At 58.6% G+C, this 17937-nt stretch carries 14 protein-coding genes; 9 read left to right on the top strand and 5 right to left on the bottom strand.

Annotated elements, in window-relative coordinates; all coding sequences use genetic code 11:
- Positions 1-22: 22 nt before the first annotated feature.
- Both VRY85_RS00630 and VRY85_RS00625 read left to right on the top strand, forming a co-directional pair.
- The gene (locus VRY85_RS00630) at positions 23-1630 is read left to right on the top strand and encodes a carboxyl transferase domain-containing protein (RefSeq protein ID WP_414596657.1); all 1608 of its coding nucleotides are present in this window, start codon (positions 23-25) and stop codon (positions 1628-1630) included.
- A 9-nt stretch (positions 1631-1639) separates the two neighbouring features.
- Entirely contained in the window at positions 1640-3664 is a 2025-nt protein-coding gene (locus tag VRY85_RS00625; protein WP_414596656.1) for an acetyl/propionyl/methylcrotonyl-CoA carboxylase subunit alpha, read from the top strand.
- Positions 3665-3993: 329 nt separating this feature from the next.
- Here VRY85_RS00625 and VRY85_RS00620 read toward each other — a convergent pair whose 3' ends face one another.
- The gene (locus VRY85_RS00620) at positions 3994-5133 is read right to left on the bottom strand and encodes a DSD1 family PLP-dependent enzyme (RefSeq protein ID WP_414596655.1); all 1140 of its coding nucleotides are present in this window, start codon (positions 5131-5133) and stop codon (positions 3994-3996) included.
- Positions 5134-5262: 129 nt separating this feature from the next.
- Here VRY85_RS00620 and VRY85_RS00615 point away from each other — a divergent pair, with 129 nt between their 5' ends.
- The 3 genes from VRY85_RS00615 (at position 5263) to VRY85_RS00605 (ending at position 9351) form a co-directional block, all read left to right on the top strand.
- Positions 5263-5721 (top strand): DUF494 family protein, encoded by a 459-nt coding sequence (locus tag VRY85_RS00615; protein ID WP_414596909.1) that lies wholly within the window; start codon positions 5263-5265, stop codon positions 5719-5721.
- Between the two features lie 49 nt (positions 5722-5770).
- Positions 5771-6628, top strand: coding sequence for a tRNA glutamyl-Q(34) synthetase GluQRS (gene gluQRS / locus VRY85_RS00610; protein WP_414596654.1), 858 nt, complete (start codon positions 5771-5773; stop codon positions 6626-6628).
- Positions 6629-6711: 83 nt separating this feature from the next.
- Entirely contained in the window at positions 6712-9351 is a 2640-nt protein-coding gene (locus VRY85_RS00605; protein WP_414596653.1) for a DNA topoisomerase III, read from the top strand.
- 95 nt (positions 9352-9446) lie between these two features.
- On the opposite strand, the gene VRY85_RS00600 is transcribed toward VRY85_RS00605, so the two are convergent.
- The 4 genes from VRY85_RS00600 to ilvB all read right to left on the bottom strand — a co-directional run bounded on the left by VRY85_RS00600 (position 9447) and on the right by ilvB (position 14283).
- Positions 9447-10721 carry a TRAP transporter large permease gene (locus VRY85_RS00600; RefSeq protein ID WP_414596652.1) on the bottom strand — a complete coding sequence of 425 codons (1275 nt, stop codon included), beginning with the start codon at positions 10719-10721 and terminating at the stop codon, positions 9447-9449.
- Positions 10722-10773: 52 nt separating this feature from the next.
- The gene (locus tag VRY85_RS00595) at positions 10774-11268 is read right to left on the bottom strand and encodes a TRAP transporter small permease (protein WP_414596651.1); all 495 of its coding nucleotides are present in this window, start codon (positions 11266-11268) and stop codon (positions 10774-10776) included.
- Between the two features lie 134 nt (positions 11269-11402).
- Entirely contained in the window at positions 11403-12380 is a 978-nt protein-coding gene (locus VRY85_RS00590) for a TRAP transporter substrate-binding protein (protein WP_414596650.1), read from the bottom strand.
- Between the two features lie 199 nt (positions 12381-12579).
- Positions 12580-14283, bottom strand: coding sequence for a biosynthetic-type acetolactate synthase large subunit (ilvB, locus tag VRY85_RS00585; protein ID WP_414596908.1), 1704 nt, complete (start codon positions 14281-14283; stop codon positions 12580-12582).
- A 181-nt stretch (positions 14284-14464) separates the two neighbouring features.
- Between ilvB and VRY85_RS00580 the strand changes: the two genes are divergently transcribed.
- The 4 genes from VRY85_RS00580 (at position 14465) to VRY85_RS00565 (ending at position 17915) form a co-directional block, all read left to right on the top strand.
- Positions 14465-14968 (top strand): SET domain-containing protein, encoded by a 504-nt coding sequence (locus VRY85_RS00580; protein ID WP_414596649.1) that lies wholly within the window; start codon positions 14465-14467, stop codon positions 14966-14968.
- Between the two features lie 66 nt (positions 14969-15034).
- The gene (locus VRY85_RS00575) at positions 15035-15550 is read left to right on the top strand and encodes a TRAP transporter small permease (protein WP_414596648.1); all 516 of its coding nucleotides are present in this window, start codon (positions 15035-15037) and stop codon (positions 15548-15550) included.
- Positions 15547-16845, top strand: a complete 1299-nt coding sequence (locus tag VRY85_RS00570) for a TRAP transporter large permease (RefSeq protein ID WP_414596647.1) — start codon at positions 15547-15549, stop codon at positions 16843-16845. Before VRY85_RS00575 ends, VRY85_RS00570 begins: the two co-directional genes overlap by 4 nt.
- 38 nt (positions 16846-16883) lie before the next feature.
- Positions 16884-17915, top strand: coding sequence for a DctP family TRAP transporter solute-binding subunit (locus VRY85_RS00565; protein WP_414596646.1), 1032 nt, complete (start codon positions 16884-16886; stop codon positions 17913-17915).
- The last annotated feature ends 22 nt before the right edge of the window (positions 17916-17937 follow it).

Raw genomic sequence — 17937 nt, 5'->3', positions numbered from 1 at the left:
CCCCCAACCTTCAGGAAACGCAATGCCCGTCATCGAATCCAGCATCAATACTCGGTCCGCGGCGTTCACAGAGAATGCGCAAGCCATGCGCGCTCTGGTGGACGATCTCCGTGAAAAACTGGCCCGATACGCATTAGGCGGCAATGAAGCCGCCCGCGAAAAACACTTAGCTCGTGGAAAATTACTGCCACGCGACCGCGTTGAACGACTGCTCGACCCCGGCTCTGCCTTCCTGGAGTTTTCTCCGCTCGCCGCCCACGATATGTACGACGATGCTGCACCGGGCGCGGGCATCATTACCGGCATTGGCCGGGTGGCCGGGCAAGAGTGCGTGATTGTCTGCAACGATGCGACCGTCAAGGGGGGCACGTACTACCCCATGACCGTCAAAAAGCATTTGCGCGCCCAAGAAATCGCGCAGCAGAACAACCTGCCTTGCATCTACCTTGTCGATTCCGGCGGAGCGAATCTTCCTAATCAAGACGAAGTCTTCCCAGACCGCGAACACTTTGGCCGTATTTTCTACAATCAAGCGGTCATGTCTTCGCAGAACATCGCGCAGGTGGCCGTTGTCATGGGCTCCTGCACGGCGGGCGGCGCCTACGTCCCGGCCATGAGCGATGTTTCCATCATCGTCAAAAACCAAGGCACCATCTTCCTTGGCGGCCCGCCCCTAGTGAAGGCCGCTACCGGCGAAGAAGTCACCGCCGAAGACTTGGGCGGCGGCGATGTCCACACGCGGCTTTCTGGTGTGGCAGATTACCTCGCTAACAATGACCTGCACGCCCTGGCGCTGGCCCGCGAGGCCATTGCCGGCCTGAACCGTCGCAAGCCCGACCAGCTCAAACTGCGCCCCGTGCAAGAGCCGCTTTACAACCCCGAAGAACTCGACGGCATCATCCCCGTCGATACACGTAAGCCATACGATGTGCGAGAAGTTATCGCCCGCATTGTGGACGGCTCAGAATTCGACGAGTTCAAAGCACGCTTCGGCACCACTCTGGTCACCGGATTCGCCCATATTCATGGCATGCCTGTGGGCATCATCGCCAACAACGGCATTCTGTTTTCAGAAGCCGCGCAGAAAGGCACCCACTTCATCGAGTTGTGCTGCCAGCGGCGCATTCCTCTCGTCTTCTTGCAAAACATCACCGGCTTCATGGTGGGCCGTAAGTACGAGAACGAAGGCATTGCCCGCCACGGCGCCAAAATGGTCACGGCGGTGTCCACCGCAGCGGTACCCAAATTCACCGTCATTATTGGCGGCTCATTCGGCGCAGGCAACTACGGCATGTGTGGCCGCGCATTTGGCCCGCGCATGCTTTACATGTGGCCCAACGCCCGCATCTCCGTCATGGGCGGCGAACAGGCTGCCAGCGTACTGGCCACCGTACGGCGCGACGGCATCGAAGCACGCGGCGGCGCCTGGAGCGCTGAAGAAGAAGAGGCATTTAAAGCGCCCATCCGCGAACAATACGAGCACGAAGGCCACCCTTACTACGCCACTGCCCGACTGTGGGACGACGGCATCATCCGCCCCGCCGATACCCGGCGCGTACTGGCCCTTTCGCTGTCCGCCGCCCTGAACGCCCCCATCGAAGCGACCCGCTTCGGCATCTTCCGCATGTAAGGAGCTACCGTGTTTGAAACCCTATTGATTGCCAATCGCGGCGAGATCGCCTGCCGCGTCGCCGCTACGGCTCGCCGCATGGGGCTGCGCACCGTAGCCGTGTATTCCGATGCCGACGCCCATTCCCGCCACGTCGCCGCCTGCGACATGGCCGTGCATATTGGCGGCGCTGAGCCACGCGACAGTTATCTGCGTGCCGAAGCCATTCTCGCTGCCGCCAAACAAACCGGCGCCCAAGCGATTCACCCCGGCTACGGTTTCCTGTCCGAAAACGAAGCATTTGCCAAAGCCTGCGCCGATGCGGGCATTGTGTTTGTCGGCCCCCCCGCTAGCGCCATTGCCGCCATGGGCAGCAAATCGGCCGCCAAAGCGCTAATGGAAAAAGCAGGCGTGCCTCTGGTGCCCGGCTACCACGGCGACAATCAAGACCCTGACTTCCTGCGCCAGCAAGCCGACGCCATTGGCTACCCCGTGCTGATCAAAGCCAGTGCCGGCGGTGGCGGCAAAGGCATGCGGGTCGTGAATTCCAGTGTCGAATTCGACGAAGCCCTGGCCTCCTGCAAACGGGAAGCGGCAAGCAGTTTCGGCAATGATCACGTGCTGATCGAACGCTATCTGCTCAAGCCCCGCCATATAGAAATTCAAGTGTTCGCTGATACCCTGGGCAATTATGTGCACTTATTCGAGCGCGATTGCTCGGTGCAGCGCCGCCACCAGAAAGTCATCGAAGAAGCCCCGGCCCCCGGCATGACACAAGAGCGCCGCCAGGCCATGGGCGAAGCCGCCATCGCCGCGGCCCGCGCTGTGGGCTATGTGGGCGCGGGCACGGTGGAATTCATCGCCGAACCCGACGGCCGCTTCTACTTCATGGAAATGAACACCCGGCTGCAGGTGGAGCACCCCGTCACCGAAATGATTACCGGCCAGGATCTGGTCGAATGGCAATTGCGCGTGGCCGCGGGCGAAGCCCTGCCCGCTGCGCAGGAAGCGCTAACGCTTTCCGGCCATTCCATGGAAGCCCGCATTTACGCCGAAAACCCGGACAAAGGCTTTCTGCCCTCCATCGGCACGCTGGCCACCCTGGAGTTTCCCCCCCACGTGGAATTCACACTGGGTGATATCCGCGTAGACGGCGGCGTACGCACAGGCGACACCATTACGCCGCATTACGATCCGATGATCGCCAAGCTCATTGTGCACGGGCGCGACCGCGACCAAGCGCGGGCCCGCATGCTGCAGGCGCTGGGCGATATCCGTGTGGCGGGCTTGCAGACCAATATTGACTTCCTGCATCGCCTGATGGCGGATGACGCCTTCGCCCAAGCCGACCTGGACACGGGGCTGATTGAACGACGCCACGACGCGCTGTTCCCTCCAGCAGCCGACCTGCCGGACCGCGCACTCGCCCTGGCCGCCGCCGCTCTTTTGCAGGCGCAAGGCTACGCAAGCTCTGGAGGCACTCAGGCCGATACCCCTGCCGACCCCTGGAGCGTCGCAGACGGCTGGCGAGTTTCCGGCCTGCACCAGCGCGTCTTCAACTTCCTGGACGCCGATGGCCAGCCGGTTGACGCACAACTGCAATATGACAACGGCGCATGGAGCCTGACACGCAACGGCACAACCCAGGCACTGGAATGGAGCCGCCTGGCATCACAGCCAGATCGCCAGCAATTGCGTATCCGCCTGGCGGGTAGCGACCACACCGGCGACGTCCTCATACAAAGCGAAACCCTCACCATTTACAGCGGAGGCGACTCTCACACCCTGCGCCTGCACGATGCCGTGGCCCACGCCCAAGACGAAGGCAGCGAAGCCGGCGGCAGCCTGACCGCCCCCATGCCCGGAAAAATTATTTCCGTAGCGGTCAAGGCAGGCGACCCGGTGAAAAGCGGCGACGTTTTACTGGTCATGGAAGCCATGAAAATGGAGCACACCATTTTCTCGCCCCGCGACGGCGTAGTAGAGGAAGTGTTCTACCAGCCAGGAGACCAAGTCACCGACGGCACCCAACTCATCGCCATCGTGGACAATTAAAACTAGAGTTGCTGCGGAGCGGGACGAGATACAAAGCACAAACCACAGCAATAGTTCCACTACTGCGAAGATTTGCAACGAAGTAGATCGCCCACATTTATTAACGCCACCAGAGGCGCTGCGGATCGGGATGAGATACGAGGCGCAAACCACAGCAATAGTTCTACTATTGCGAAGATTCACAACGAAGCAGATCGCCCGCATTTATCACCGCAACCTGAGGCGCTGCGGATCGGGATGAGATACAAGGCGCAAACCACAGCAATAGTTCTACTATTGCGAGGATTTGCAACGAAGTAGATCGCCCGATCCGCAGCGCCTCAGCCGCCTCAGCGGGAAAGGCCGCGTGCGGCGACGGGCCAGATCCCCTCCACCACACCTTGCCGCACGACTACCAGTTCGTCATGCAGATTAAAAGTGGGGTCGCAATGGCCGGGGATTAACAGCAGGCGTTCCCCCAAGGCAGGGCGTTTGCGTGGGTCTTCTGCAATTAGTATGCAGTGCTCATCGTTTAGCGCGGTGCAGCGCAGGCCTTCGCGCCCTACCACTTGCGGCAAACCGCTTTCTGCCGATGTGGATTTAAGCCCAATATCTAGCACGGCGCGTTCGGGAGTCGGTGTGCTGATGACGGTGCCTTGTAAGAAGAGGGCATGCCGCAGCGCCATAACCTCACCCCATTCCATGACGCCGTAATCGCCGTCCATAAAGGCGTAACTGCCGGGCTGTACTTCCGTAAACACACCTGAAGCGGCATCAAAGCCTGCCGTTCCCGTGCCGCCACCCGTGACGACTTCGCACGCAAAACCCGCCTGCCGGAGCGCATCCACATAGCCCACCGTAGCCTTAACCCCTTTTGCGGCGGCCCGCTGACGATCTTCAAACGAGCGCTTGTGCTGAATGCCGCCGTGATAGGCCTGAATACCCGCAAAGCGCACATTGGGCAGACTCGCCACCTGATTCGCCAGCGCCACCGCCTGTTCGGGAGACTGCACCCCACAACGCTTCTGGCCGATATCGACCTCTACCAGCACATCCACAAAGCTATGCCGGGCATCCAGAGCCGCCGAGAGGGCTTTCAAGGCTTCCGGGTGGTCAACACAAACAGTGACTCGCGCCTGAGAGGCAAGGTGAGCCAATAGTTCGAGTTTCTGACGCCCGACGACTTCATTACTAATAAGAATGTCAGTAATGCCAGCCTGTAAGAAGGGCCAGGCTTCCGTCACCTTTTGGCAGCAGATTCCCCGTGCGCCCAGGGCGACTTGCCGTAGGGCTATTTCCGGGCATTTGTGTGCCTTGCCGTGCGGGCGCAAAGCCACGCCATGCAATTCGGCGAGCGACTGCATGCCGCGCAGATTGTCTTCAAATGCGTCTAGGTCAAGAATCAAAGCCGGGGTGTCGACATCTTCGAGGCGGTCTCCTACGCGAGCAATCGCCTGAAACGGGAGGCTTGCCGTTGGTTTTATAGCCATGAATTCCCTCGCCTTTATCCAATTTGCCCAGCCGCCCGAAACAGCGTAAAGTCAGGAAGACTGACCTGCCATTAAAACGGTGGGTTGACTGTTCCACTCATGACACGCTCCCGGAATCCGGAACGCGCTATGTACGACATCCTGGTTTACCTGTTCGAAAACTACTATACACCGCAGGCTTGCCCTAAAGCCGATGTGCTGGCTCATAAATTGGCCGCCGTCGGGTTTGAGCACGACGACATCGATGAAGCTCTAGGCTGGCTGCATGGCCTTGCACAGAGCTCCGAACGCTTTGCGCCCATCGAGCTTTCCTCTAGCTCCAGCCTGAGGGCCTACACCGACGAGGAATACCACACGCTGGGCAGTGAAGCCATCGGTTTCATTACTTTCTTAGAAAACTCCGGTGTTCTGCGCCCGGCCTTGCGTGAAATGCTCATCGAGCGCGCCCAGGCTGCAGACGAATCCCCGGTTTCTCTCGACAGAATGCGCATTATTGCCCTCATGGTGCTCTGGAGCCAGGAAACCGAAGTCGACCACCTGCTTCTCGAAGAACTTCTAAACGGCGAGCAATCCACCCTGTCGCACTAAGCGCTTGCGTTTGCCCGCCTGACTCAGGCCTCCCCCACACCCGCTAACCATGGGTACAGACACCAGCGGCTATCGAGGGCGCTTTGCGCCCAGCCCCAGTGGCCCCTTACATGAAGGCTCGCTGCTTGCCGCCATGGCAAGCTATCTCGACGCCCGCGCTCATCACGGGAAGTGGCTGCTGCGCATCGAGGATATCGACACCCCTCGCGTCGTAGAGGGCGCCGATGCTTTTATCATGCAGCAGCTACAGGCCTTGGGCATGCATTGGGATGAGCCCCCTGTCTGGCAATCGCAACGCATTCCCCTGTATGAAGACGCATTTGCCCGCCTGCAAGTCGGTGGTTACGTTTACGGCTGCGCCTGCACCCGTCGCACGCTGGGCAATGACCCTTACCCCGGAACCTGCCGCCAAGGCCTTCCAGAAGGCCGGCAGGCGCGTTCTTGGCGTTTGCGGGTGCCTGAGGGTGTGGAGCACTTTGTTGACCGCTTGCAAGGGCCGCAATCGCAGAACGTCGCCCATGAAGTCGGCGACTTCATTTTGCGGCGCGCCGACGGCCTTTGGGCCTACCAATTTGTTGTAGTGGTGGACGACGGCCTGCAAGGCATCACTCATATTGTGCGTGGCGCCGATTTACTAGCGTCCACTGCCCGCCAACGCCTGTTAGCCCGCTTGCTCGGTTACAAGCCGCCGGACGTCATGCATGTTCCACTACTATGTGACGCTCAGGGGCGCAAGTTATCCAAACAGAATCACGCCCCCGCATTTGACTTGGCACGCCCTGTACAGACCTTGCAGCGCGCTTGGAAAACCTTGGGCTTTGAGCTTTTCCCAGCCGAAAATATCGAAACTTTCTGGCAGCGCGCCCTGCCAATGTGGGCAGCATGCCAACACGGCGACAGCCAATAACCTATGATAGTCAACTTGCGCGCGTAGATTGACACCCCGTATCATCCGCGCTATTGCTGCCCTATTGCGGTCTTTGGATTCACATGACTAAAACCCTCATCATCGCCGAGAAACCATCGGTCGCGCTCGATATTTCGCGCGCCCTGGGAGGTTTCACCCGGGAAGGCGACTATTTCGAGAGCGATCAGTACGTGCTGGCTTCCAGCATCGGACACTTACTCACCCTAGTGGCGCCTAACGATCCGGTGCGCGGAAAATGGAGTTTCAACCATCTGCCTGTTATTCCGCCCAAGTTTGAGCTCGGGCCCACCGACAAAAAAAGCGCTGAACGCCTGAAGCTGCTCGTTAAACTGCTCAAGCGCAAGGATGTCAGCAGCGTCATCAACGCATGTGACGCGGGCCGTGAAGGCGAACTGATCTTCCGTTACATCATTCAGTACTCAGGCGTTAAAAAGCCCATCCAGCGCCTCTGGCTGCGTTCCATGACGCAGGCCGCCATCCGCGAAGCCTTCAATGAGCTGCGCGACGACGACGACCTGAAGCCTCTGGAATCCGCTGCGCGTTCACGGGCCGAAGCCGACTGGTTGGTAGGTATTAACGGCACCCGGGCCATGACGGCCTTTAATAGCAAAGACGGTGGTTTCTTCAAAACGCCGGTTGGGCGGGTGCAAACCCCCACCTTGGCCATCGTGGCCGAACGCGAAGAACGCATCCGCCGCTTCCAGCCGCGCGATTACTGGGAAATCCATGCCAGCTTCGCCGCCTCGGCAGGCCACTACCCCGGGCGTTGGTTCGACCCCAAATTCCGCAAGAATGAAGCCAACGCCGAAAGCCGCGACTTCCGCCTCTGGACACGCGAACAAGCCGAAGAAATCGCCCGCGCCTGTGAAGGCCGGCCCGGCACCGTTACGGAAGAATCCAAGCCCTCAACCCAGGCCTCGCCTGCGCTGTTTGACCTCACTTCTTTGCAACGGGAAGCCAACAGCCGCTTCGGCTTTTCCGCCAAGACCACATTGGCGCTGGCCCAGACGCTATATGAACGCCACAAGGCACTGACCTACCCCCGTACAGATTCGCGCTATCTGCCCGAAGACTACGTGGGCACCGTTCACCAAACCATGCAGACGCTGGCGGATTCCGCCGGCAACGCAGCCAGCGCCATCAGCAGCTTTGCGCGCACCATCTGCGACAAGGGCTGGGTGAAGCCTAATCGCCGCATCTTCGACAACAAGAAGGTGTCCGATCACTTCGCCATCATCCCTACCTTACAAATTCCGCGCGAACTGAGCGATGCGGAAGGCAAGATCTACGATCTCGTGCTACGCCGTTTCCTGGCCGTGTTCTTCCCCTCTGCCGAATTCCGCCTCACCACCCGCATCACGCGCGTTGCTGAGCATTCGTTCAAGACGGAAGGAAAAGTGCTGGTAAACCCGGGCTGGCTGGCCATTTATGGGCGCGAAGCACAGGGGGCAAACGACACACTGGTGCCGATTTCACCCGACGAAACCGTACAAACGGAAGAAATCGAAGTCCGCGAGCTGACCACCAAGCCGCCCGCACGCTATACCGAAGCCACGCTGCTGTCGGCCATGGAAGGCGCGGGCAAACTGGTGGATGACGAAGCACTGCGCGAGGCCATGTCGGAACGCGGGCTGGGCACGCCGGCCACCCGTGCAGCCATTATCGAAGGGCTGCTCAACGAAGGCTATTTGCGCCGCGAAGGTCGTGAGCTCGTGCCCTCCGCCAAAGCGCGCCAGCTCATGACCTTGCTCTCCGGCCTAGGTGTCAGTGAACTGACCTCGCCGGAACTCACCGGCGAATGGGAACACCAGCTCAAGCAGATTGAACAGCGCCAGTTGGATGCGGCTTCGTTCATGCGCGAGATCGAGGAAATGACCCAGGCCATCGTACGCCGCGCTAAAGAATACGAGCGCGACACTGTGCCTGGCGATTACGCCACGCTCACCACGCCATGCCCCAAGTGCGGCGGTGTCGTGAAAGAAAACTACCGCCGCTACGCCTGCACACAGTGTGATTTTTCCATCGGCAAGCACCCGGGCGGGCGCACATTTGAAGTCCCGGAAGTCGAAGAACTACTGCAAAAGCGCGAGCTCGGCCCCCTGTCGGGTTTCATCAGCAAAATGGGGCGCCCTTTTGCCGCCCTGCTGCGCATTACCGACGAGCACAAGCTGGAATTCGACTTTGGCCAGAAAGACGACGAAGACGAGACCCCAGTCGACTTTTCCGGGCAAACCGCACTGGGCAAATGCCCCAAGTGCAGCCATGCCGTATACGAACACGGCATGAACTACGTGTGCGAGAAATCCGTCGGGCCGGAAAAAAGCTGCACCTTCCGCAGCGGCAAGGTCATTTTGCAGCAAGAAATCTCTGCTGAACAAATGAGCAAGCTGTTAGCAGAGGGCAAAACCGATCTTCTCACGGGTTTTGTATCGGCACGCACCAATCGCAAGTTCAAGGCGTATCTGGTCACCCAAAAAGACGGCAAGACCGGCTTTGAGTTCGAGCCGCGCCCTGAAAAAGCGGCTAAGAAAACGACTGCCAAGACAGCGGCTGCGAAGAAGGCGACTGCCGACGACGCCCCCAAAGCGGCGAAGAAAGCAGCGAAAAAGGCCGCCAAGAAAACAGCTGCTAAAAAGACAGCAGCCAAGAAGGCGGCTAAAACAGCTGCGCCGGAAGCCTTGGACGACGATCCGCCGTTCTGATCACGCTATGAAATCACCCCAAGAGCTAAGACTGTATTTAACTTTTGGGGTGTAGTGCAAAGTGCAAAGGGCTTTCTTGCGCCGTTGAGACTGCCTCAGCCGTAGACCAGTCCCTTCAAGTACAGAGAAATCTGCGGCACATAGGTGATGATCATCAGGCACCCAAACGTGACCAGCACAAAGGGAATCAGGGTGCGTATCAAGCGTTCGATCGAGATCTGCGCCACCGTACACGCTGCAAACAGGTTGACACCAAATGGCGGGGTCACCATGCCCAACGCCAGGTTCACCACCATAATGACACCAAAGTGAGCAGGGTCTACGCCGAACTGCATTGCCACAGGCAGCAGCAAGGGAGCCAGTACGACCACCGACGCGGAGGTTTCGATAAACATGCCGATGAGAAACAGCGCCACGTTCATACCCAGCAAGAACATGTATTTGTCGGTGAACAACATGCTCAGCCAGTCGCCCAGAGCCTGAGGTACGCCGGCGCGGTTCAACAAGAACCCGAACACCCCTGCGTTAGCAATGATGAACATAATGACCGCTGTGGAAATCACAGAGCGGTGAAATGTGTGCGATAGCGTTTTCAGATCGAGGCGCCGGTAAATGAATCCCCCCACCACCAGGGCATAGACAACCGCCACTGCCGAGGCTTCGGTAGGCGTGAATACACCGCCATAAATTCCGCCAAGGATAATGACCGGCATGAGCAGCGCTAGCCAGGCGCGGCGAAAGGCCTGACCGACCGGCAATCGCCCCACGCCATCATTTTTCCCATAGCCGTGACGCTTGGCGTACAGCCATACATAGAACATCAAGGCAAGGACGATAAGAATGCCCGGCCCCACGCCCGCCAAAAACAGTTCTCCCACCGAGGTATCTGTTGAGACGGCAAACAGAATCATTGGCACCGAGGGCGGAATGATGACACCCAGTTCAGCCGCTGTCGCCTGCAACGACGCCGCGAACGGCCGAGGATAGCCGTGCTTGAGCATGGCAGGAATAAGAATCGCACCCACGGCAAACGTCGTAGCGACACTGGAACCCGCCACGGCAGCGAAAATCATGCAGGTCAGTACGCAGCTGATGGCCAACCCACCTTGCACCCCGCCCACCAGGCTTTTGGCGAACTCCACCATGCGTTCTGAGATCCCGCTGGCCTCCATGAGGTTGCCCGCCAGAATGAAAAACGGCACGGCGACCAGGGGGTATTTGTCTAGTGCAGCATAGATTTGTTGTGCCACCACCAGCCAGGTCATGCCTTCGTAGCCCACGCCGATTAACGCCGCCAGCCCGATAGACACCGCCACCGGTACCGAGACGACAAAGAAAATCAGCATCGAGAGAATCATTAACTGCGACATGATGCGCCTCGCCGGTCAAAGCCGAATTTCATATTCTTATTCATGCTGGAATTCATATCACGGTGTCGTCGACAGAGGGCGGCTCAGAGGTATCCAGCCAGCGGGCCACCACGCCAAGAATCGCCAGCGCCATGCCGATAGGAATCGCAATGTAGATCCAGGAAATGGAGAATTCCAGGCTGGCCAGAGTCTGGAACCGAACTCGCCAAGTCATCTGTGCGCCGACCCACCCCATGAAGCCGAGAAAACTGACGCAGACAACCATGATGAGATGTTCAAGCCAACGGCGTGCACGGCCTTTCAAAAAAGCATGCAGCATCTCGACGCTCAGCATAGCGCCATGCCGAAAAGCCAGACACAAGCCCAGCATGACCGTCCAGATCAAGGAAGAGCGCGTCCAGGCTTCGCTCCAATCGGAAGGAGAAAGCAAAATAAAACGCGCGATAACCTGATAGAACCCGGCAGCCACCGCTGAGAACAACAATAGCTGGCAGACAATGGACACCACGCGAAACAGGCTGCGATCGAGTAGATTGACGAATTTCACGATGAAATGGAGCAAGCAATAACGGGTAGCGCAGACCAACAGCCCACACTACCCGCCAGAGAAGAAAAACGCAGAGCCGCCATGCTCAGGGCGCGGCGGCCCGCATTCACGATAACGCGCCCGAGGCTAAGCCTTTATTGCGTATTGCGGATGGACTCAACCAGCTCTTGCCCGAATTGCTTGTAGTACTGCGGGTAGATGGGGTCGAGCGCCTTGGAAAAGGCTGCATGGTCGACCTCGTTGACTTCCATGCCCGCCTTTTTGACTGCTTCAATGCCGCTTTGCTCGACATTGTCGACATAGGCGCGCATGGCAACCGCGGCAGCATCAGCCGCTTTCTGGAAGGCAGCTTGTTCTTCCTTGGACAAACCACCCCAGGTGGAAGGAGATGCCAACACGACAGCCGGGCCGTATACGTGGGAAGTGAGCGACAGGTATTTCTGTAGTTGCGGTAAGTTCGCGGAGACAATCACCGACATCGGGTTTTCTTGGCCATCGATGGTGCCCTGCTGCAAGGCTGTGGCGACTTCAGGCCAAGCCATGGGTGTTGCCAGAATACCAAGCTCACGGAAGGCCGCAATATGGACGGGATTTTCCATGGTGCGCACCTTCAGGCCCTTGGCATCCTCGGGGGTGACGACAGGCCGGACGTTATTGGTGAACTGACGGAAGCCCTGTTCGCCCCAGGCAAGCCCCACTAGGCCGCGCTTGGAGAACTCAGCCAGCAGGTTCTGGCCGACTTCACCGTCCAGCACTTTGCGGGCGTGGGAAAGATCGCGAAACAGGAAGGGAATATCGAAAACGCCGGTGGCGGGAACGAAGTTAACCGTAGCGCCTGTAGATACAACGGCCAGATCAATGGTGCCGAGTTGCAACCCTTCCAGAACTTCGCGTTCACCACCCAGCGCACTATTGGGGAACTGTTCCACCTTGAACTTGCCGGGAAGCTCGGCTTCCAGTGTTTCTACAAAGGCTGCCGCACCCGCGCCGTAATGCGAGCTGGTGGAAAGCGCGTAGGCGAACTTCACGTTCTTGGCGGCGGCCGGTGCTGCAACAAAGGCGCCCGCCACGCAGGCAGCCGTAAGCAATTTGGTGAACCAGTTGGGGCGCATAGGAATTCCTTTTTCTGAAAAATTGGCACCCTGTGACGAAATCCGGCTATATCAGACGGAGCGTCTTCGCCACAGCACAGGTACTTGCCATGCAGTACTTGAGTTGTATGGTCAGAACTACCAGGTGGATAACCCGGAGATTATGGCAGAACCAACCCTGAACGGGTATCCGGGTTTTCGCGCAAGCCCCTTGTGAACGCTACTCCTCTACATACCAAGTGTCTTCAGACAGCATGACCTGCTGGTGGCCGTAGCCGGCCGGCATCATGGGGAAGCAGTTTTCCTGCGCCTGCACGGCAATATCCAGAAAATACGGGCCGTCAGACGCCAGGCATTCGGCCAGGGCGGCGTCCAGCTTGGCAGGGTCTCCCACCTGGGCGGCCTGCCAGCCGAATGCTTTGGCCAGCGCCACAAAGTCGGGCATGGAGTCGTTGTAGCTATGGCTGTAGCGGCCATCGTGAATCAGTTCTTGCCATTGCCGAACCATGCCCATGTGGCGGTTGTTGCACAGCACCACCTTGACCGGCGTGCGGTGCTGAATCGCGGTGGCCATTTCCTGTATGTTCATCAACACCGAGGCATCGCCGCTGACACACACCACCAGCTTTTCCGGGTGCGCCACTTGGGCTCCGATCGCTGCGGGCAGGCCGTAGCCCATGGTGCCGGCGCCACCCGAAGTCAGCCAGCGGTTAGGGCTGGAAAAACGCAAGTACTGCGCCGCCCACATCTGGTGCTGACCGACATCGGTCGATACGATGGCATCACGGCCTTGCAGGGCTGCGCCGAGGCTCCGCATCAGGTGTTGAGGCAGAATATGTTCTTCTGAAGGCGTCACAGCCAGGCAATCGCGTGCCTGCCACACACCTATGCGCTCCCACCAAGGGCGCAGGCGATCAGCAGCCAGCTGCAATGCCGCCACCTCTTTGCGCAGCGCCCGCAGCAGGGGGTAGCAATCGCCCACCATCGCAACATCAGCGCGCACCACCTTATTGATGGAGGCCGGGTCGATATCAATATGTATTTTGCTGGCGTGGGGGCAGAAATCAGACAAACGCCCCGTGATGCGGTCATCAAAACGCGCGCCTACGCAAATGATGAGGTCGGCATGGTGCATGGCCAGATTGGCCTCCAAGGTGCCATGCATGCCCAACATGCCAATGAAACGCGGGTCTTCGGCGGGGAAAGCGCCCAGCCCCATAAGCGTGAGCGTGCACGGCGCGTTGAGCTCTTGCACCAAGCTGGTAAAGGTTTCGCATGCATCAACACCCGAATTAATCAGCCCGCCGCCGCCATAGAATACCGGCCGCTTAGCGTTGGCGATCAGGCCTGCTGCACGCTTAACCGCCGCCTCCACCGATGGGCTGGCCAGATCCGTGGCCGCCGGGCCGGTTTCCGCCACATCATCTTCCGTAAGCGGAGGGGCCGGCGCAATCTGCACATCTTTGGGGAAATCGATTAGCACGGGGCCGGGGCGACCTTGCGTCGTCAACCGATAGGCCTTGGCCGTCATGGCAGCGATATCTTCCCCACGCCGAATCTGGGCGTTCCACTTGGTCACAGGGCGGGAAATACCCACCGCATCACATTCCTGAAAGGCGTCCGTACCGATGGCGGTGGTCGCCACCTGACCACTGATGCACAGCACCGGAATGGAGTCGCATAAGGCATCCAGCAGGCCGGAAGTGGTGTTCGCCATGCCGGGGCCGGACGTCACCAGCACAACGCCGGGCTTGCCGGTGGAACGCGCATAGCCTTCGGCTGCATGCACGGCGCCTTGCTCGTGGCGCACCAGAATATGGCGGATGCGCGGCTCGGAATAGAGTGCGTCGTATAAAGGGAGAACGGCCCCGCCGGGGTAGCCAAAAATCGTATCTACACCCAGATCAATGAGTGTCTGCAACATGCGCTGCGCGCCATCAAGCCGATCAGGCCCGGTGTTTGTAAAGGTAGTCACAATGCGCCTTCTGGTAAATTCTTTTGGAAATTTCGGGAACCCCTGATTGAATCGAGCCGCATGCAAATGCCCGGTTCAGAACTTCCCTTGTTAAAGTGTAGTGCTTTTGTCTTACCAGAGTCGTCATCCCATGTCCCGTCGCTCCATCCCCGCCTGGCACGTCGTGCGCCCTTCCCCCTTGCATGGCAAAGGCGTGTTCGCTGCCTGCGATATTCCAGAAGACACCTGTATTCTTGAATACCGTGGCCGCCGGATCACCGTCGAAGAGGCTGATGCTTTGCCTTCATACAGTCCGGACGACCCCAACCATACGTTTTTCTTTTCCCTGAGCAGCGGCAAAATTATTGATGGCGGCCAGCGCGGCAATGCCGCACGCTGGATCAACCATTCCTGCGAACCCAACTGCGAAGCTCGCGAAAACGAAGCGGGCACCCGGCTCTATATCTATAGCCTGCGCGACATCGCAGAAGGCGAAGAGCTGTTCTTTGATTACGCCTTGGAAATCGACGGCCGCAAGACCAAAAAACTGAAAGAACAGTACCGTTGCTTGTGTGGCGCACCCAGTTGCCGGGGCACGATGCTGGCCCTTCCCAAGAAAAAATCAAAGAAGAAAAAAGACGACGCAGAAGGGTAAGCACTCAATGCACTTTGCAACATAAACCGCTAGCATTACGCTGATCATCCAGTTTTTCCACTACCCATGTCTGACTCTACTCCGCAGGAAGACGCTGTCGCGCCCTCCTCTCAGCCCCCCGTTAAAGTCCCCCTCGTCTTAGAAGACACTGTGTCGGTACTGGCCATGGCCTTACTGGCAGTGATCACTTTCGCCAACGTGGTTGTGCGTTACCTGACCGACACTTCCTTCGCCTGGACAGAAGAGTTCTCCATCTTTCTGTTGATCGTGGTCACCATGACGGCCAGTTCCACCGCTTTCGTGCGCAGCCAGCACATCCGCATTGAATTTCTGGCGGACGCCGGTCCGCGCAGCCGGCAACGTATCATGGCGGTGGGCGCCACATTGTGCTCATTGCTGTTCTTCATTGCGCTCACCATTCTGTCGGCGCGCATGGTCTACGATGAATATACGTGGGGCGATACCTCTCCCGCCATTGGCGTGCCCACCTGGTGGTATTCCATCTGGGTGCCCTTATTATCTGCGGTCATTACACTGCGGCTCGCCGGCATACTGCATCGGCTGCTGAGGGCGTCCAAATGATTGCGACGCTGTTGTTTGTCAGTTTTGTGGTCTTTATGGCGATCGGCGTGCCGGTCGCCATTGCGTTAGGCATTTCGGGCGCGCTGGCCATTGTTCTGTCTAATCTGGACACGCACTGGTTCGGCCTGATGGCCGTGCCGCAAAGCTTTTACGCAGGTCTGGGCAAGTACCCCCTTCTTGCCATCCCCATGTTTGTGCTGGTGGGCGCCATCTTCGACCGCTCAGGCGTCGCAGCCCGGCTGGTTAACTTTGCCATTGCCATTGTCGGGCGGGGCCCCGGCATGCTGCCCTTGGTCACCATCGCCGTCGCCATGTTTTTGGGGGGTATTTCGGGTTCCGGCCCTGCCTGTGCAGCGGCAGTTGGGGCCGTCATGATCGGCTCCATGAAGCGCGCCGGTTATCCGGCCCCCTATGCCGCCACCATTGTGGGAGCCGGCGCAGCGACCGACATCCTGATTCCGCCTTCTGTCGCCTTCATTGTGTATTCGGTGCTGGTACCACAAGCCTCGGTGCCCGCTTTGTTCGCAGCGGGTCTGGTGCCGGGCATGCTGGTGGGCATTGCTCTGATTATCCCCGCCGTCTGGCTGGCCCGCCGCCACAATATGGGGCAGGCGGAAAGCGATCTGCCTCGCCCGCCCTTCTGGCGTAGCTTTTATGAAGCAATCTGGGGGATTTCCGCGCCGGTCATCATTCTGGGCGGCATGCGCATGGGGTATTTCACCCCTACCGAAGCCGCCGTCGTCGCTGTGTTCTACGGCTTATTCGTCGGCATGGTGGTTCATCGCACCATCAAGTTCCGCGATCTTTTTCTGATTTTCCGCGAGGCGGCTGAGCTGTCTGCGGTAATTATGCTGGTGGTCTCGCTGGCGGGCGTTTTCGCCTGGGCCTTATCCACGCTCAGCATTATCGACCCCATTGCGAACGCCATCGTAAACATGGGCATCGGTGAGTACGGCGTGCTGGCACTCATTATCGTGCTGCTTATCATCGTGGGCATGTTTCTTGACGGCATTTCAATCTTCCTGATTTTCGTGCCGCTGCTCATGCCGATTGCCAACGCCTACGGCTGGGACCCTGTCTGGTTCGGCGTCATCCTCACCGTCATGGTTGCTTTAGGGCAGTTCACACCGCCGCTTGCCGTCAACCTGATGGTGTCCTGTCGCATTGCATTAGTGCCCATTGAAAGCACCTTCCGCTGGGTGACCTGGCTGTTGGTCGGTGTATTCGTCGTGCTGATGCTGCTTATCGTCTTCCCTGAACTTGCCCTCTGGCTCCCTCGCTATCTGGGCTTCTAACCGCTGTAGATTACTGATCCATCATCTCTGGAGACATCATGAAAATTCGTTCCTTGCTTGGTGCAATCACTTGCTCAATTGCCGCCCTCGCCATGGCGCCATCTGCGGCGCTGGCATCCTCCAACTACAAATCTGAGTACAAGCTATCCATCGTTGTTGGCACCACCTTCCCCTGGGGGCAAGGCGCTGAAATCTGGTCCGACCTCGTACGCGAACGCACCGATGGCCGCATCAATATCAAAATCTACCCCGGCACCTCGCTGGTTCAAGGCGACCAGACCCGCGAATTCAACGCTATTCGCCAGGGTGTGATTGATATGGCAGTGGGTTCCACCATTAACTGGTCCCCACAAATTCGAGAGCTCAACCTGTTCTCGCTGCCCTTCCTGATGCCCGATTACGCAGCCATCGACGCTTTGATCAAGGGCGAAGTGGGTGAGCGTCTGTTCCAACGCCTGGAAAAAGCGGGTGTTGTACCCCTGGCCTGGGGCGAAAACGGCTACCGTCAGCTCAGCAACTCCAAGCAAGAAATCAAAGCACCCGCCGATCTTAAAGGCATGAAACTGCGCGTAGTGGGCTCGCCACTCTACATGGACACCTACACCGCATTGGGCGCCAACCCCACGCAAATGAGCTGGGCCGATGCGCAACCCGCCCTGGCCAGCGGTGCTGTGGACGGCCAGGAGAACCCTCTGTCCATCTACACAGGCGCCAAACTGTATAACGTCGGCCAGAAATACCTCACCCTCTGGAACTACGTGGCTGACCCGCTGATCTTTGTAGTCAACAAGCAAGTCTGGGAATCGTGGACAGAAGAAGATCGCAAAATCGTTGCTGAAGCCGCGACCGAAGCCGCCGAACGGCAAATCGCCATTTCCCGCAAAGGCGTCACCCCAGAAGACGACTCCCTGCTCAAGGAAATCGAAAGCCACGGCGTCACTGTGACCTCCCTCACCCCGGAACAGCACCAAGCCTTCGTCGACGCCACCAAAAACGTCTTTGACAAATGGAAGAAAACCATCGGCGAAGACCTGGTGAACCAAGCCCTCAAAGACATCGAAAACCGTTAAAAATGGGGTCTGTCCCGGTTTA

The organism is Achromobacter sp. F4_2707, from assembly GCF_047501535.1.
GTDB lineage: Bacteria > Pseudomonadota > Gammaproteobacteria > Burkholderiales > Burkholderiaceae_B > Yanghanlia.
This window is presented reverse-complemented; position numbering and strand designations above follow the sequence as displayed.

Bases quoted from the DNA above. Each gene is read 5' to 3' on its own strand.
- VRY85_RS00630 (WP_414596657.1), top strand. From the start codon at position 23: ATGCCCGTCATCGAATCCAGCATCAATACTCGGTCCGCGGCGTTCACA.
- VRY85_RS00620 (WP_414596655.1), bottom strand. From the start codon at position 5,133: ATGGCTATAAAACCAACGGCAAGCCTCCCGTTTCAGGCGATTGCTCGC.
- VRY85_RS00615 (WP_414596909.1), top strand. From the start codon at position 5,263: ATGTACGACATCCTGGTTTACCTGTTCGAAAACTACTATACACCGCAG.
- gluQRS (WP_414596654.1), top strand. From the start codon at position 5,771: ATGGGTACAGACACCAGCGGCTATCGAGGGCGCTTTGCGCCCAGCCCC.
- VRY85_RS00605 (WP_414596653.1), top strand. From the start codon at position 6,712: ATGACTAAAACCCTCATCATCGCCGAGAAACCATCGGTCGCGCTCGAT.
- VRY85_RS00600 (WP_414596652.1), bottom strand. From the start codon at position 10,721: ATGTCGCAGTTAATGATTCTCTCGATGCTGATTTTCTTTGTCGTCTCG.
- VRY85_RS00590 (WP_414596650.1), bottom strand. From the start codon at position 12,380: ATGCGCCCCAACTGGTTCACCAAATTGCTTACGGCTGCCTGCGTGGCG.
- ilvB (WP_414596908.1), bottom strand. From the start codon at position 14,283: ATGTTGCAGACACTCATTGATCTGGGTGTAGATACGATTTTTGGCTAC.
- VRY85_RS00580 (WP_414596649.1), top strand. From the start codon at position 14,465: ATGTCCCGTCGCTCCATCCCCGCCTGGCACGTCGTGCGCCCTTCCCCC.
- VRY85_RS00575 (WP_414596648.1), top strand. From the start codon at position 15,035: ATGTCTGACTCTACTCCGCAGGAAGACGCTGTCGCGCCCTCCTCTCAG.
- VRY85_RS00570 (WP_414596647.1), top strand. From the start codon at position 15,547: ATGATTGCGACGCTGTTGTTTGTCAGTTTTGTGGTCTTTATGGCGATC.
- VRY85_RS00565 (WP_414596646.1), top strand. From the start codon at position 16,884: ATGAAAATTCGTTCCTTGCTTGGTGCAATCACTTGCTCAATTGCCGCC.